The following is a 14,854-nucleotide window of genomic DNA, read 5'->3' on the forward strand; positions in this document are numbered from 1 at the left end:
ACCTGTACCGCGCCGGTCGGACGCCCGGAAGAGGCCATCGGCGGCCAGGGTGGAGGGCCGCGTCATCCGATCGCCGTCGCAACGGCCGTGGTCGGTTCGGAATCGATTCCTCGCCGTTGTCGGCGGCGTCGCTGTCCATCCGGCGCCGATTCGTGCTATCGAGAACGGATGACGCCGACGCGCTCCTTCTACGATGTCGTGATCGTCGGCGGCGGGCACAACGGTTTGGTGGCCGCCGCGTATCTGGCGCGGGCCGGGCGCTCTGTGCTGGTGCTGGAGCGGCAACCGCATGTCGGTGGTGCGGCGGTGTCCGAGCGGGTGTTCGCGGGCGTCGACGCCCGGTTGTCGCGGTACTCGTATCTGGTGAGCCTGTTGCCGCGGTCGATCGTGACGGATCTGGGCTTACGGTTCGAGACGCGGCGGCGGGCGGTCTCGTCCTACACACCGGTCGGGGCAGGGGGTTTGCTGGTCTCGTCGGCGCCCGCGCGGACGGAGGCGAGTTTCGCGCGGGCGACCGGCTCGGAGAGCGAATACCGGGCATGGCGGCGGTTCTACGCGTCCACGGGGCAGCTAGCCCGGCGGGTCTTCCCGACGCTGACCCTGCCGCTTCCGTCGAAAGAGGCGTTGCGGCACATCGTGGACGATGCGGCCACCTGGGAGGCGCTGTTCGAGCGGCCGCTCGGCGAGACGATCGAGTCGACCTTCGCCGACGACACGGTGCGCGGCGTGGTGCTCACCGATGCGCTGATCGGCACGTTCACCCACGCGCACGATCCGTCGCTGCGGCAGAATCGCTGCTTCCTGTATCACGTGATCGGCGGCGGGACCGGCGACTGGGATGTGCCGATCGGCGGCATGGGCGCACTCACCGACGCGCTGGCCGAGGCCGCGCGCGCGGCAGGCGCGGAGATCGTCACCGGGCGCGAGGTGACGAGCATCGAAACCGACGGCGGGACAGCGGAAGTCGGTTACGCGGACGGCAAGATCGGAGCGCGGTACGTCCTGGCGAATGTGGCACCGTACACCCTTGCCGGGTTGCTCGGCGAGTCCCCGCCGCCGAAGCCCGAGGGCGCGCAGGTGAAGATCAATATGCTGCTGCGCCGCCTCCCACGATTGCGCGACGCCGAAGTCGATCCCCGGGAAGCATTCGCCGGGACTTTCCACATCGGCGAGTCGTACGCCCAGCTCGACCGAGCCTACGGCGAGGCCGCGATCGGCCGGATCCCGTCCGCGCCGCCGGCCGAGATCTATTGCCACACGCTGACCGATCCGACGATCCTGTCACCGGATCTGGCTGCGCAGGGTGCGCACACCCTCACCCTGTTCGGCCTGCATGCTCGCGCGAAGCTTTTCGCCGCCGACCACGCGTCGGTCAAAGCCGAGTTCGTGAAAGCCACGCTGGCCCAACTGGACTCGGTACTAGCCGAGCCGATCGCCGACTGCTTGGCGAAAGACGAGAACGGCGCGCCCTGCCTGGAGGCGAAGACGCCGATCGAACTCGAGCGCGAGGTCGGCCTGCCCGGTGGACACATCTTCCACCGGGATCTGGCCTTCCCCTACCTCCCGGAGGACGCCGACCCGGCCGACCCCGCCGTCCGGTGGGGCGTGGCGACCGGCCACCGCAACGTGTTCCTGTGCGGCGCGGGCGCCATCCGGGGCGGCGGCGTCAGCGGGATTCCCGGGCACAACGCCGCGATGGCCGTGCTCGCCGCCGGTCAGGCGGGCTGAGCCCGCAGCGCGATCTTCGCGGCGCGCCCCGGCGTCTCGGTGGCGACAGCGGCGTCGGCCGCGGCCTCGAGGGGGTAGGCGGCTTCGATGTCGAGCCGCAGCTCGCCGCGGGCCGCGAGATCGATCAGTTCGCCGATGAGCCGTCCGCGCTGGTCGGCGCCGATCTCCTCGATCCGCTTGGCGCCCCAGAAGCCCTTCACCGCGACTTGGCCGAAGATGAGACTGCCCGCGTCGAGCGACAGCGGCTTACCCGAGAGCGCGCCGAAGGAGATCAGCTGCCCGCCCGGCGCGAGCAACGCCAATTCGTCGGCCGCGGCGCGCCCGCCGACCTGATCGACGGCCCGGACGATGGGCGCACCCGAGGTGGCGGCTTCGACCTGCTCGCGCCAGCCCTCGCTCTCGGTATCGAGCACCGGCTCGTAGCCGAGTTCGCGCAGTGCCGCCACGGAGCCGGGACCGCGAACCAGATTCAGCACGTGCAGACCGCGTTGCCGGGCGAAGACGTTCACCAGCCTCCCGACAGCGCCGTTGGCGGCATTGATCGCCAGCCACTCGCCTGGCCGCAGCCCGAGGTCGTCGATGAGCATCAGCGCGCTCAACGGCATGGCCAGCAACTGGGCCGCGGTCTCGTCGGAGACCGTGTCGGGCAGCGGGATGACCTGACGGGCCGGGACCACGAAGTACTCCGCCCACACGTTGATCGCACCGGACACCGTCACGCGCCGTCCGACCGACATCTCGGTGACTCCGGGACCCACGGCGTCGACACGCGCGACCGCTTCGCTGCCCGGAATGGCGGGCAACTCGGGCCGGTAGCCGTACACGCCGCGCACGATGGCCAGATCATGGTTGTGGATCGGCGACAGGATCAGCGCGAGCCGCACCTCACCCGGCCCCGGTTCCGGGATCGGGCGGTCGGCCGTGGCCAGCACGTCCTTCGGTTCACCGAATCGTTCGATGACTACGGCACGCATATCCGCTCCTTCTCGATCAGTCGTCGGCGACAAGGACCTGGACGTCGATGTTGCCGCGGGTCGCGTTGGAATACGGGCACACCTGGTGTGCTTTGTCGGCGAGCGCCTGCGCGTCCTCCCTGGACAGGTGGGGGAGCGACACCTCCAGGGTAACCGCAAGGCCGAAGCCGCCCGCGCCGTTCGGCCCGATGCCGACCTTGGCTCCGACCGCGGAGTCGTCGATGTTCGCCTCGGCCTGCTTGCCGACCAGGCGCAGCGCCGAATGGAAGCACGCCGCGTAGCCGGCCGCGAACAGCTGCTCGGGGTTGGTGCCCTCGCCGTTGCCGCCCAACTCCTTGGGCGCCGACAGGTCGACGTCGATCTTGCCGTCGGTACTGCGCGCGCGGCCGTTGCGTCCGTCGCCGGTGGCCAGGGCCTCGGCGGTGTAGAGGATCTGCATGTCTACTCTCCTTCGTTCAGCTGTGACTTCAGTGCGTCGGTCAGTCGGTGCAGGATGTCGCGCAACGCGGTGACGTCGTCCATGGACAGGCCGCTGGCCTCGGCCATCTGGGCCGGGATGTCGCCCGCTTCGGCGCGCAGGGCGCGTCCGCGGTCGGTGAGCCGGATATCGACGCGGCGTTCGTCGGCCGCCGATCGCCGCCGCTCGAGCAGGCCCGCCGCCTCCAGCCGCTTGAGCAGCGGGGAGAGCGTGCCGGAATCCAGATCGAGCGCCTGGCAGACGTCGCCGACGCTGCGTTCGTCGCGTTCCCACAGCGCCAGCATCACCAGGTACTGCGGGTAGGTGAGCCCGAGTCGTTCCAGCTTCGGGCGGTAGACCGCGGTCATCGCCCGGGACGCCGCGTAGAGCGGGAAGCAGAGCTGCTCGTCGAGGGTGAGGTGATCGGTCATGAGCAACAATGTAGTGGGCAATTTGGTTGTGCACAACATAAACGTGTGGTCGTGCTCGTCACAGTGTCGGGAGGCGGCGATGCCGACCGGCCGCAGGGGTTCGGCCAGGCTAGCGAACCGGGAAACGCAGGACGCGGTCATCGCCGCCACGGGGGTCGCCGCGGCCGTCGGTGTTGGAGGTGGTGAGCCACAACGCCCCGTCCGGCGCGACCTCCACGGTGCGCAAGCGGCCGTACCGGTCGCGCAATTCGGCGCGCGGCGCCCCCACGCGGCCGTCTTCGAGTGGCACCGTCCACAGCCGCTCGCCGCGCAGCGCCGCGACGTACAAGGTGTCCCCGGCGATGGCGATGCCCGACGGTGAGGCTTCCGCGGTGGTCCAGGTCAGTAGCGGATCGGTGAAGCCGCGGCCGGCGCCGCCCGTGCCCTCGACGCCGGGCCAGCCGTAGTTGCGGCCGGGTTCGATCAGATTGATCTCGTCGAACCGGTTCTGCCCGAACTCCGCCGCGAACAGGCGACCGGCCCGATCCCACGCCAGTCCCTGCACGTTGCGGTGGCCGAGACTGTAGACCGGTGAGCGGGGAAACGGATTGCCCGGAGCCGCATGGCCTTCCGGGGTCAACCGGAGGATCTTTCCATTGCGGCTCGCCGGATCCTGCGATCGTCCGGATTCCCCGGCGTCACCGGTTCCGGCGTACAGCATGCCGTCCGGCCCGAACGCGATCCGTCCGCCGTTGTGGTTGCCTGCCTCGGCGATTCCGCTGACCAGCACCTCCGGCGGACCGTCGAGCCGGAACCGGACGATGCGATTGTCCGTCTCCGAGGTGAAATAGGCGTAGACGTAGCCACTTTCGGCGTAGTCCGGCGCGACGGCGAGCCCGAGGAGTCCGCCTTCGCCCCGCGCGGCGACGCCGGGCACCTGATACACCTGTTCCTGCGCACCGCCCGCGCCGACTCGCAGAATCCGTCCGGAGTCGCGCTCGGCGACCAGTGCCGCGCCGTCGGGCAGGAAGGCCAGCCCCCACGGCACGTCGAGATCCTCGGCCACGCCCTCGGCGGCATCGAGGTCGGGCCGACCGGCGGGATCGCTCGGTGCGACGGTGCCCGCCGCCGGAGGTGTGCTATCCGGCCCGGTCGAGTTCTCGGCTCCGCAGGCTGTCAGCACCACCGCGAGCAGGAACGCCGCGATCGCCGAGCGCTGCCCGTGCGACCGAGTCGATTCCCCGCGCCCGACCTCGCGAGTGCGTGGACGTCGAACGGCCGATCGGGACCGCCGGTCGGAATCCGAGCCCCGGGGAGGCTTCCGGATTCCGCTGCGACGGCAGGATTCGGTCGGCATCAGCCGAGATACGTTCCATACCAGTCGGTTACGCGACGCCACGCCTCGGTGGCCGCCGTCGCGTTGTACCGCTGACCGGTGTCGTTGAAGAAAGCGTGGTCCGCATCGGGAGCGGTGAAGATCTGATGCGGATTGCCCGAGCGCGCCAGTGCCGCTTCCGCGGCGGGCCGGGAGGCGTTCACCCGGGCGTCGGCCGCCGCGTAGACGCCGAGCACCGCGGCTTTCGACGCGGACAGATCGCCGTTGTCCGGGAACGGCCCGTAGAAGGGCGTCGCGGCCGCCAGCGGCGACGGGCCGGAGGCCAGTAGCAGCCAGGTGAGGCCGCCGCCGAAGCAGAAACCGGTGGCACCGAGCTTCTTTCCCGGCACTCGACGCTGCAGTTCATCGAGCCCGGCGCGCAAATCGGCGACGAGTTGTTCCGGTGGAATGCGGCTCAGCTCGGCGGTCGCCGCCGCCGGATCGGTGAACGCGCTGGTGCCGCCATGCGCGGACAGCAGGTCGACCGCGAGCGCGGAGTAGCCCGCGCCCGCGAAACGTCCCGCGACCGAACGGATGTGATCGGTGAGGCCCTTGTTCTCGTGCACGACCAGCACCCCTCCCCGTGGCTGCGGCGCCGCGGCCCACGCCGCTTGCAGCGGCGCCCCGCCGGGACCGTCGAAGGTGACGGCGGCGGTCGGAAGGGCGGCCGCGGAACCCGGTGGCGTCGAGGGCGCCGTGGGCGACGGCGCGGAATCCGAGCTTTCGGTGCCCGTGCTCGCGCAAGCGGCCAGCAACGTAGCGGCGGCGGTGGCGCCGAGCCCGAGCAGGCCCAGCCTGCGCAGCGCCTCCCGCCGGGTGAGCAGACCGTCGGCGTGATCCGCCGCGATCTCCTCGGCGATGTAGCGCTGCAACGGCGTCATGAGCCCCACGATAAGCCGGATCGTCGGCGGGCGCGCGGCGTTCACCGCCTGTTCGCCCGCGACAAACCGGCCCGACCGCACCTCCCACGACATTCGCCGGACGATTGCTACGTTGGCGCTCAATCGGGCGATCGATGGTCGGTCCGCACACCGGTCGAGGGAGCGAGATGGCAGCGGGGCGTGGCGTGAGACGAACGACGATCAGGGCGATCCGGATGGCCACCTTGGTCGCGGTGCTGGCGGCGACGGGATTCGTGTCGGCGCCGGCGGCCGCGGAGCCGTCGGTGGGCGCGCACAGCGTGCGATGGACCGCGTTGCACGACGGTCCCCAGCCGTACGCCGACGTGCACATCGACTGGGACGTCCCGATCCGGATGAGCGATGGCGTCGTCCTGAAGGCCAACGTCTACCGGCCGGTGAAGCAGGGCGGCGAGGTGGAGCAGCAGCCGCTGCCGACCGTCGTGAACCTCACGCCCTACACCAAGCTCATGACCAATCTCATCGATACGGCGCTCGCGGTGCCCGGCTTGCAGCCGTTGACCGTGCGCCTGGTCAACCGCGTGAATCTGGCCCGCACGCCGGTCAGCGGTTTCGGTGATCTGCTGCACGCCGTGGACGGCGGCACCGTGCAGACCGTGCTCGGGCTCGATCGCAACCTGATCCGGGCCGGCTACACGCAAGTCATCGCCGACGTGCGCGGCACCGGTTTCTCCCAGGGCGCCTGGGACACCCTCGGCGAGCGGGAACAACTCGACACCCGCGAGGTGATCGAGTGGGCGGCCGCGCAGCCGTGGTCGAACGGCCGGATCGGCATGAGCGGCGGCTCGTATTCGGGCATCAACCAGTTGCGCGCCGCCGAGAACGCTCCGGCGCCGTTGCAGGCGATCTTCCCGGTGGAACCGGGCAGCGATCTCATGCGTGACGTCGTCGCGCCGGGCGGCGGCGTGGGGACGACGTTCCTTCCGCTGTGGCTCAGCACGGTCAACCAGCTGAAGCTGATTCCCGACGTGCAGTCGATGTTGCGGGGCACCTTCGACTGGGCGTGGCTGCAGGAACGGATGTCCGATCCGGCCAGCAACGTCGATCTGCTGGCCCAGGCGCTGCTCACGCCCTCACTCGACCACGTGCCGCCCGCGCTGGCCGACGCGCTGGACGAGGACAGCTATTTCCGGCGCGGCATCGAAGGTCATCCGGAGCACATCACCGTCCCCACCTTCGTCTACGGCGGCTGGCACGACATCTTCGCCAACAGCGCGACCAAGCTGTACAACGCGATCCCGCTGCCGGCGGGCCGCAAGCAGTTGATCGTCGGCGACACCTACCACGCGAATCCCGGTGCCGGGACCGGGATTCCGGGCGCACCGCCGCGACTGGACGTGTTGCAGCGCGTGTGGTTCGACAAGTGGTTGAAGGACGCCGATCATGGCTTGGGCGATTTCGGCCCGATCACGGTGTGGGAACAGGGCGGCGGCTGGATCACCCTCGGGCAGTTCCCGCAGCAGGACCTCAACCATCGCCGCGTGTATCTGTCGGCCGAACCGAGCGGCACCGCCGGGAAGGCTGTGTACGACGGGTCGCTGACGATGGTCGTCCCCGGCGAGCGGCAGACCTTGACCGTGGCCCCCGGCCTCGCCGCGGCGTGCTCCCGCGACACCGCGCAGGGCTCGGCCGGGATGGCCGCGGTGGTGGACGTGTGCGCGAAGGACTCGCGCATCGCCGAGCGCAACGCCCTGACCTTCACCAGTGCCCCGATGACCGAGTCCACGGTCATCTCGGGGCCGGTGAACGTGCACCTGAACACGGTGCACGACGCCACCGACGGCTACTGGAGCGTCACGCTGAACGACGTCGCGCCCGACGGGTCCTCGAAGGTGCTGACCACCGGGCAGCTGACCGCCTCGCTGCGCGCCGTCGACGAGCAGAAGAGCAGTCGCACCCCGGCCGGCGACCTGACCGAACCGTTCAATCCGCTCACCCTGGACAGTGTGCAGCCGGTCGTGCCCGGGGAGCCGGTGGCGCTGGACATCGCGGTCATTCCCACCCAGGCGGTGCTGCGACCCGGCCACCGGCTGCGGATCGACGTCTTCGCGGGCAACTCGCCGAAGGCGCTGGCCTTCCGGCCCATGCTCAACAACACCCAACTGAAGCCGCAGCACCTGAAGCTGGATCCGTCGGCGCCGAGCTTCGCCATCGTGCCGACCAACCGCCCGCTGGGCTGAACCCTCACGTGGGTCGCCGGACAGGCGACCCACACGAGTTCACAGTTGCGACTGCACCTGCGCGGAGATCAGCTCCAGATGGGCGAGATCGCTCAGATCCAGCACCTGCAAGTAGACGCGGCCGGTGCCGATCTCGGCGTACCGGCCGATCTTGTCCACCACCTCGGCGGGCGAACCGGCCAGGCCGTTGGCCTTCAGCTCGTCCACTTCGCGTCCGATCGCCGCGGCGCGGCGCGCCACCTCGGCGTCGTTCGCGCCGACGCAGACCACCAGCGCGTTGGAGTAGACCAGGTCGTCGGCGGCGCGGCCATATGCCTCCGCGGCGGCGCGCACCCGGTCGAACTGCCGCGCGCTGTCCTCGAGCGAGGAGAACGGCATGTTGAATTCGCTCGCGTACTGCGCGGCCAGCCGCGGGGTGCGGGTGGCGCCCTGCCCGCCGATCAGCACCGGGATCGGGTCCTGCACGGGTTTGGGCAGCGCGGGGGAGTCGGTGAGCTGATAGTGTTTGCCGTCGTAGCTGAAGGTGTCGCCGGGTTTGGTGGCCCACAGCCCGGTGATCACGGCCAGCTGTTCCTCCAGCCGGGCGAACTTGTCGGCGGGGAACGGGATGCCGTACGCGGCGTGCTCCTCGGCGAACCATCCACTGCCCAAGCCGAATTCGACCCGCCCGCCGGACATCTGGTCCACCTGCGCCACCTGGATCGCCAGCGGTCCTGGCAGCCGGAAGGTGGCGGCGGTGACCAGGGTGCCCAGGCGGATGCGCTTGGTCTCCCTGGCCAGTCCGGCGAGGGTGATCCAGGCGTCGGTGGGGCCGGGCAGTCCGTCGGCGCCGCCCATGCTCAGGTAGTGGTCGGAGCGGAAGAACGCGTCGAATCCCAAGTCCTCGGTGGCCTTGGCAACGGTGAGCAGGGTGTCGTAGCTGGCACCCTGCTGCGGCTCGGTGAAGATGCGTAGTTCCATGTCGACGACCCTAGCCGGTGGGCCGGGCCTCACGCGCGGTGCGGAGATCGGCGCTCGTCCGGCGGCGCTTGGGGCTCCGGCCGCGTGTAGGTCCGCGCGATGAGCGCGGCCCGCAACCGGTAGAGCGCGTGCGGAGCGGCGGTGTCCAGGCCGGTGAGGCGGCCGATGCGCTCGAGCCGATGGTCGACAGGCAGTGCGCGACGGTGGCGCGGATCTCCTCCCGCAGCAGGTTCCCGCGCTCGACGTGCCGCCGGGGGATGATGCCGAGCAGGTGGCGCACGATGTGCTCGGTGGCCGGGACGAGTTCGCCGGAGGCGGGGGCGGCGCTCCGTGTGCGGGGCATGCCGCTGCTCAGATTCCGCCCCCGGCGGCGCCTGGGGCGAGCCCGCGGTCGCGGTCCGGATGTCGGACCAGGTCCGTGTCTGGCGTCGTCGCAAACATTCGGTACTTCCTGTCCAGTCGTCCGTGCTATCTCGAAATACTTGTCGCAGAATATTTTTGGAGTTCTGCGAGATCGCACTGTCTCGGCATTCGAAATCTGTCGGGCGGGTGCGGCGATCGTCACCGCACGGGTGGACGAAGTGGCCTGCGGGTAGGTTGTCGCCGGGGACAAGTCCACGCGCAGAACTGATCCGCCGCGGTACGGGAAGGAGGTTCCAGTGCACGAGGTGTCGGTGATCGTCGTGATGGGCGTGACGGGTTCGGGAAAGACGACGGTCGGCACCGCCTTGGCCGAGGCGCTCGGGGTCGAGTACGCCGAGGGCGACGATTTCCACTCGCCCGCGAACGTCGCGAAGATGGCGGCGGGGATCCCGTTGGACGACGCCGACCGGGAACCCTGGCTCGACGCGCTGGCCGCGTGGATGGCCGAGCGATCCGGACAGGGAGGCGTCGTCGCTTGCTCCGCCCTCAAACGGGCCTATCGCGACCGGCTGCGCGCGTCCGCTTCCTACGCGTTCTTCCTGCACCTGGACGTGCCCCGGGACGAACTCCAGCGTCGCGTGGCCGCGCGCCGGGGACATTTCATGCCGCCGGGCCTGCTCGCTTCGCAACTGGCCGCCCTGGAGCCGCTGGATCCCGACGAGTACGGCCGCACCGTCGATGCGACCCGACCGCCCCGGGAAGTGATCCGGCAAGCCGTGGCGGCGCTGCACGAGTGAGCGCTGCCTCCGGAGGCGTTCGCTAGAGCGCGCCGATATCCGAAAGGGCTTGGAAAGCCGGATCGAGTGCGCGCCACAACGCGTCGATCTCGGCGACGGCGGCGGGCGCCGCGGCTGGATCCTGTAGCGCCAAGCCGTTGGCGAAGATGACGACGTTGGCGCCCGCGTCGGCCAGCCGGAGCAACGGACCGGTCGCCACGCCCCGGCCCAGCAGCAGGTCCAAGCCCTCGCCGACGAAGTAGAAGCGCCACAGCGGCCCGAGGTCGCCGCCGTAGACGGCTTTGGTCGCCTCGACGATCAGCGCGCCGTGCTGGGCGATCGCGTCGACGATGCGGTAATAGTCGCGCGCGTTGGCGGTGGTGCTGCCTACCGCGGCGACCGAGTAGGACAGGTCGACGGTCAGATGCGCGTTGTAACCGGCCATCGCGACGCGCGCGGGGGACAGTTCGCAGCGACGGGTCAGTGCGAAGTAGTGCGCCCAGTGCGGGTCGGCGGGCGCCCCGGTGAATTCGGCATGCACCGTGTGCAGGAAGCGCGAGAGCAGCTCGAGGCTGATCCGGTGCGCCCATTCCGGGTCGTCGAACGACGCGGGATCGCGTTGCAGCGGCAGCACGGCGGCATGCTCGACCGCGTCGAGGCCGAGGGCGAACACACCGCGCAGGTCGCGGTGGGCGACCAGGATCTCGGTGATTCGCCGGTGCCGGTCGACTGCCTGCTCTAGTTGTGTCAGCGAGGAACCGGTCAGCGTCCCGGTGTCGGACAGTTCCGTGATCGTGGCCGTCTCGGCCGGAGTCAACGGTGTGCCGCAGGCCGTGCCAGCCGGTGCGGCGAAGGCGGTCGGGGAGAGCGTTATTGCGGCGAGCAGCACCGCGACGGCCGACGTCAATGCCGAAAAACTGTGCCGGGCAAGGGCATGCGATGGGCGCGCGAGGATGTCCGCCATGCTGGCTCCGAAGGTCGTGAATCGCGATCTGGTGTCGGGATAGCCGATAGGGGTGAGCTCGGCGATGCGCCGCGGCCGCGGGTGAGGCGATGGCGCAGGTCGGGATCGAAGCCTAACCGAGCCGATCCGGCGGTGCGGCGGTCAGCGTGCCTCGAAGCAGGAGCCGGAGGGCGTGCCGGGCAGGCAGACCTCGGCGATGGCGGAGACGAGCAGCCACGCGCCGAGTAGCAGTGAACCCACGGCGACGGCGCCGAACACGAGAACCCAGAGCAGGCCCGGCAGCCGGGTGAGCCGGGCGAGCTGATCGGCGTCGGAATCGACCTCCTGATAGCGGGCACGTTGCTGCCGGGAGCGGCTGCGCTGCAGTTCGAGCACCGGCCGCGCCCCGGCGAACAGCAGGAACCAGGCGCCCAGATACGCGAATCCCGCTTGCAGCGTGTCCGTGCCGAACCAGGAGACGACGAAGACCACCGCGCCCAGGCCGAGCACCGTGATGCCGCCGTAGACATTCCTGATCTTGATCAACAGCGCGGCGAGCAGGGCGATGGCGGTCCACAGCATCAGCGTGATCCGGCTCGCGCCCAGCAGCGCGGCGAAGCCGAGACCGAGCAGCGGCGGGGCGGGATAGCCCGCCATCGTGGTGAGGATCATCCCGAGCCCGTACGGTTTTCCGCTCGACACCGTGAGACCCGAGGTGTCCGAATGCAAGCGAATGCTGTTGAGCTTCCGGCCGGTCAGCAACGCGACCAGGGCGTGCCCGCCTTCGTGCGCGATGGTGACGATATTGCGGGTCAGCCGCCAGACGGGTGTGTAACCCACCAGCGCGAGCGCCACCACGGCGGCCGCCACCACCAGCCACCACGGCGGTTGCGCTTGCGTCGTCGTCAGACGATCGGCGATGGAGGCGCCGCGCTCGAAGAATTCCGCTCTGTCCACCGCCGCACCTTAACCGCCCGCCGCCGACCGCGCTCGGGCGTGCGTTCCCGCGCACGGCACCCGGCGCGACGCCGGCGTCCGGCCTTCAGCTCTTGTGCAGAACCCCTTCGATGTTGCCGAGAACGCCGGAAAGGCGGTAGGCCACCGAGCCGTCCGGTTGCAATCTGACCGTCGACGTGGAGCCGTTGTCGAAGCAGGTGGGCGAGCCGCCGGAGAGGCGCGCGACGAAAGACAGCTCGTTGTCGGTGGCGCCGGTGAGAGTCTCCGTGCGCTCGCAGCGCTCGCCCCCCAGTTTGCCGGTGTTCGACGACTGCGCGACTTCTTCGCCGACCGTGCCGTCTCTGATGGTCAGCACGATGTCGAAGGACGCGAGCACGTCACGGGCCACGCCTTTCCATTCGCCGACAAACGCCTTCGGAACACTTGTGCCGGAGGGACTGCTGGTGGTGGTGGTAATCGCGTCACCGGCCTGCGTGGCGGTAGCCGTCGAAGGAGCGCTGTCGATTCGGGTGGTCTGGGCGATCGAACGGTCCGCGTCGTCGTTCCGTAACTGTGCGCCGACCACGAACGCCGCTACGGCGACGGCGACGGCGACGACCAGGGCGCCCACGACGAGCAGGGCGCGGCCGGGGCGGTGCGCGGGAGGTGGAGCGGCGACCGCGCCGAGCCGGGGCGAACTCTGATGCGCGGGCGGGTACGTCTGGTGTCCCATGAAGGTGGGAGACGACTGCGGTGAGCCCAGGTACTGCATCCGCGTGGGCACCGATCGCCCGGGGTCGCTGTGCGTGTCCGGATACGCGGCGGGGCCGACCATCGTGTCGGCGGTGCGCGCCGGATCGGCCGGTGCGGGCCTAGTCACGTGGTCGAACGCGCCGGAATCCAGGTTCAGCAGCTCCACCGCGCGGCGGCTGACCTCCTCGAGCACCGGGGCGGGCAGCCAGCCGCCGCGGTCGGGGATGCCGAGGGCGGTGAGCTGGGTGAGCAGTTGGTCGGCGGTCGGACGTGCGGCGGCGTCCTTGGTCAGGCAGGCCGCCACCAGCGGGCGCAGCCGTTCGGGCACGTCATCGAGCTGCGGCTCCTCGTACACCACCCGCCACAGCATCTGCATCGTCTCGCCCACGCCGAACGGTCCGTGGCCGGTCGCGGCGAACACGAGGACGCCACCGAGGGCGAAGACGTCGGCGGGTGGGCCGACCGGATCGCCGGTCACCTGCTCCGGGCACATGAATCCCGGGGAGCCGATGACTTTTCCGGTGGTGGTGAGCCGGCTGTCGTCGGCGGCGCGGGCGATGCCGAAATCGATCACCTTCGGGCCGTCCAGGGCCAGCAGGACATTGGACGGTTTCAGGTCGCGATGCACCACCCCGGCCCGGTGGACCGCGGTCAACGCCTCGATCAGTCCGTGCGCCAGCACGAGCAGCGCGTTCTCGGTGAGCGGCCCGTACCGGTCGACCGCGTCGGCCAGCGCGAATCCGGCCACGTACCCGGTGGCCAGCCACGGCGGATCGGCGTCCACGTCGGCGTCGATGACCGGCGCGGTGAACTGTCCGCCGACCCGGCGCGCCGCGGCGACCTCGCGCCGGAAGCGCTGACGGAACTCGGCATCGATCATGTCGGGCCGGATGACCTTGACCGCGACGGTGCGCCCGCCCGCGTTCCGGCCGAGGTAGACCCGGCCCATGCCGCCCGCACCGAGCACGCCGAGCAGACGGTAGTCCCCGATCCGGGCCGGATCGTTCGTGCCGAGCGGTTGCATCGCGCAGCTGGCTCCCTTCGAATCAGGTCGATCCTCCGAGAGGCTACTCATCGCCCGGCGTCCCTGTCCGCGCAGCTCACTGCCCCGCTAACCCGCGACGCTCGGCTCGGCCTCGGGCTGCTCCCGCCGCGCCCGCCTGGCCAGCAGATACGCCGCGATCGCGGCCGGGATGTTCATCAGGACCCCGTACACCGCGCCCGGCACGGCCATGGTCTCGTTGTCCAGCACCGAAGCGGCGACCGCGATCGCGAGCGCCGCGTTGTGCACGCCGATCTCCATGGCCGAGGCGATCGCCTGATCGGCTTCCACGCGCAAGACCCGGGGCACGAAATAGCCGACCGCGAGGCTGATCACGGCGAAGGACAAGCAGATCGCGGACAGTTCGCCGATGTGCTCCGACAGCGTGTCCAGGTTCGAGCCCACCCCGGCCGCGACCACCAGCGCCAGCACTACGACGGAGAGTATCTTCACCGCGCCGCGCATCCGGCGCGACCACTCCGCGAACCGCCGGTGCACCACCATGCCGATCGCGACGGGCACGAGCACGATGGCGAAGACCTGCGCGAATTTCTCCGGCCGCAGTCCGACCGAGCCCTCGCTGTCAAGGAACAAGGCGTAGGACAGCGCCACCACCACCGGCATGGTGAACACGGCTAGCACCGAATTGATCGCGGTGAGCGTGATGTTCAGCGCCACATTGCCTCCGGCGATGTGACTGAACAGGTTCGCCGACGCTCCGCCCGGGGACGCGGCGAGCAGCAGCATGCCCGCGGCGAGGGCGCCTTCCAAGCCGAACAGGTAGATCAGGCCCAGGCACAGGGCAGGAAGCACGACCATCTGGCACACCAGCGCGATCACCGCGGCTTTCGGATACCGCAGTACGCGGGCGAAATCCTCGGTGGTCAGGGTCAATCCGAGCCCGAACATCACCAAGGCCAGCGCCAGCGGCAGCAGTACCGCGAAAACCGTTGCACCCATTCGGGTCTCCTCTCCGCCGAGCGACCGGACCGGCCGATCCCGGGCTCCGACGTTATCGAGTCGTGGCGGAGGTGGCC

Annotated in this window: 14 protein-coding genes; 3 read left to right on the top strand and 11 right to left on the bottom strand. The window is 70.1% G+C overall.

What is annotated here, in order from left to right:
- The first annotated feature begins 168 nt into the window (after window positions 1-168).
- Window positions 169-1,728, top strand: coding sequence for an NAD(P)/FAD-dependent oxidoreductase (locus ABZ552_RS14485; RefSeq protein ID WP_281873790.1), 1,560 nt, complete (start codon window positions 169-171; stop codon window positions 1,726-1,728).
- On the opposite strand, the gene ABZ552_RS14490 is transcribed toward ABZ552_RS14485, so the two are convergent.
- From ABZ552_RS14490 to ABZ552_RS14510, 5 genes are all read right to left on the bottom strand, one after another.
- Window positions 1,716-2,702, bottom strand: coding sequence for a zinc-binding dehydrogenase (locus ABZ552_RS14490; RefSeq protein WP_281873789.1), 987 nt, complete (start codon window positions 2,700-2,702; stop codon window positions 1,716-1,718). The genes ABZ552_RS14485 and ABZ552_RS14490 overlap by 13 nt on opposite strands.
- A 16-nt stretch (window positions 2,703-2,718) precedes the next feature.
- Window positions 2,719-3,141, bottom strand: coding sequence for an organic hydroperoxide resistance protein (locus ABZ552_RS14495; protein WP_281873787.1), 423 nt, complete (start codon window positions 3,139-3,141; stop codon window positions 2,719-2,721).
- Between the two features lie 2 nt (window positions 3,142-3,143).
- Window positions 3,144-3,590, bottom strand: coding sequence for a MarR family transcriptional regulator (locus tag ABZ552_RS14500; RefSeq protein WP_281873786.1), 447 nt, complete (start codon window positions 3,588-3,590; stop codon window positions 3,144-3,146).
- A 109-nt stretch (window positions 3,591-3,699) separates the two neighbouring features.
- The gene (locus ABZ552_RS14505) at window positions 3,700-4,752 is read right to left on the bottom strand and encodes a PQQ-dependent sugar dehydrogenase (RefSeq protein ID WP_357437663.1); all 1,053 of its coding nucleotides are present in this window, start codon (window positions 4,750-4,752) and stop codon (window positions 3,700-3,702) included.
- 173 nt (window positions 4,753-4,925) lie between these two features.
- Window positions 4,926-5,825: a dienelactone hydrolase family protein gene (locus tag ABZ552_RS14510; RefSeq protein ID WP_357437446.1), complete on the bottom strand. Its 900-nt coding sequence runs from the start codon at window positions 5,823-5,825 to the stop codon at window positions 4,926-4,928.
- 215 nt (window positions 5,826-6,040) lie between these two features.
- On the opposite strand from ABZ552_RS14510, the gene ABZ552_RS14515 reads away from it, so the two are divergent.
- Window positions 6,041-8,044, top strand: coding sequence for a CocE/NonD family hydrolase (locus tag ABZ552_RS14515; RefSeq protein ID WP_357437449.1), 2,004 nt, complete (start codon window positions 6,041-6,043; stop codon window positions 8,042-8,044).
- A 39-nt stretch (window positions 8,045-8,083) separates the two neighbouring features.
- Here the strand turns inward: ABZ552_RS14515 and ABZ552_RS14520 are convergent, their stop codons facing one another.
- A complete protein-coding gene (locus ABZ552_RS14520; protein WP_281873781.1) occupies window positions 8,084-9,004 on the bottom strand; it encodes an LLM class F420-dependent oxidoreductase in 921 nt (306 codons plus the stop codon).
- Window positions 9,005-9,014: 10 nt separating this feature from the next.
- A complete protein-coding gene (locus ABZ552_RS14525; protein ID WP_281873780.1) occupies window positions 9,015-9,347 on the bottom strand; it encodes a hypothetical protein in 333 nt (110 codons plus the stop codon).
- Window positions 9,348-9,690: 343 nt separating this feature from the next.
- On the opposite strand from ABZ552_RS14525, the gene ABZ552_RS14530 reads away from it, so the two are divergent.
- Window positions 9,691-10,164: a gluconokinase gene (locus tag ABZ552_RS14530; RefSeq protein WP_281919388.1), complete on the top strand. Its 474-nt coding sequence runs from the start codon at window positions 9,691-9,693 to the stop codon at window positions 10,162-10,164.
- 22 nt (window positions 10,165-10,186) lie between these two features.
- On the opposite strand, the gene ABZ552_RS14535 is transcribed toward ABZ552_RS14530, so the two are convergent.
- The 4 genes from ABZ552_RS14535 to ABZ552_RS14550 all read right to left on the bottom strand — a co-directional run bounded on the left by ABZ552_RS14535 (window position 10,187) and on the right by ABZ552_RS14550 (window position 14,777).
- Window positions 10,187-11,107: a DUF5995 family protein gene (locus tag ABZ552_RS14535; protein ID WP_281873779.1), complete on the bottom strand. Its 921-nt coding sequence runs from the start codon at window positions 11,105-11,107 to the stop codon at window positions 10,187-10,189.
- A gap of 141 nt (window positions 11,108-11,248) precedes the next feature.
- Window positions 11,249-12,043, bottom strand: coding sequence for a M50 family metallopeptidase (locus ABZ552_RS14540; RefSeq protein ID WP_281873777.1), 795 nt, complete (start codon window positions 12,041-12,043; stop codon window positions 11,249-11,251).
- Window positions 12,044-12,128: 85 nt separating this feature from the next.
- Window positions 12,129-13,799, bottom strand: coding sequence for a protein kinase (locus ABZ552_RS14545; RefSeq protein WP_357437454.1), 1,671 nt, complete (start codon window positions 13,797-13,799; stop codon window positions 12,129-12,131).
- 87 nt (window positions 13,800-13,886) lie between these two features.
- Window positions 13,887-14,777 (bottom strand): bile acid:sodium symporter family protein, encoded by an 891-nt coding sequence (locus tag ABZ552_RS14550; RefSeq protein ID WP_281918855.1) that lies wholly within the window; start codon window positions 14,775-14,777, stop codon window positions 13,887-13,889.
- Window positions 14,778-14,854: the final 77 nt, after the last annotated feature.

Origin of the sequence: Nocardia sp. NPDC019219, assembly GCF_040632645.1 — a bacterium.
GTDB classification, from domain to species: domain Bacteria; phylum Actinomycetota; class Actinomycetes; order Mycobacteriales; family Mycobacteriaceae; genus Nocardia; species Nocardia sputorum.

Bases quoted from the DNA above. Each gene is read 5' to 3' on its own strand.
- ABZ552_RS14485 (WP_281873790.1), top strand. From the start codon at position 169: ATGACGCCGACGCGCTCCTTCTACGATGTCGTGATCGTCGGCGGCGGG.
- ABZ552_RS14490 (WP_281873789.1), bottom strand. From the start codon at position 2,702: ATGCGTGCCGTAGTCATCGAACGATTCGGTGAACCGAAGGACGTGCTG.
- ABZ552_RS14495 (WP_281873787.1), bottom strand. From the start codon at position 3,141: ATGCAGATCCTCTACACCGCCGAGGCCCTGGCCACCGGCGACGGACGC.
- ABZ552_RS14500 (WP_281873786.1), bottom strand. From the start codon at position 3,590: ATGACCGATCACCTCACCCTCGACGAGCAGCTCTGCTTCCCGCTCTAC.
- ABZ552_RS14510 (WP_357437446.1), bottom strand. From the start codon at position 5,825: ATGACGCCGTTGCAGCGCTACATCGCCGAGGAGATCGCGGCGGATCAC.
- ABZ552_RS14515 (WP_357437449.1), top strand. From the start codon at position 6,041: ATGGCCACCTTGGTCGCGGTGCTGGCGGCGACGGGATTCGTGTCGGCG.
- ABZ552_RS14520 (WP_281873781.1), bottom strand. From the start codon at position 9,004: ATGGAACTACGCATCTTCACCGAGCCGCAGCAGGGTGCCAGCTACGAC.
- ABZ552_RS14525 (WP_281873780.1), bottom strand. From the start codon at position 9,347: ATGCCCCGCACACGGAGCGCCGCCCCCGCCTCCGGCGAACTCGTCCCG.
- ABZ552_RS14530 (WP_281919388.1), top strand. From the start codon at position 9,691: ATGGGCGTGACGGGTTCGGGAAAGACGACGGTCGGCACCGCCTTGGCC.
- ABZ552_RS14535 (WP_281873779.1), bottom strand. From the start codon at position 11,107: ATGGCGGACATCCTCGCGCGCCCATCGCATGCCCTTGCCCGGCACAGT.
- ABZ552_RS14545 (WP_357437454.1), bottom strand. From the start codon at position 13,799: ATGCAACCGCTCGGCACGAACGATCCGGCCCGGATCGGGGACTACCGT.
- ABZ552_RS14550 (WP_281918855.1), bottom strand. From the start codon at position 14,777: ATGGGTGCAACGGTTTTCGCGGTACTGCTGCCGCTGGCGCTGGCCTTG.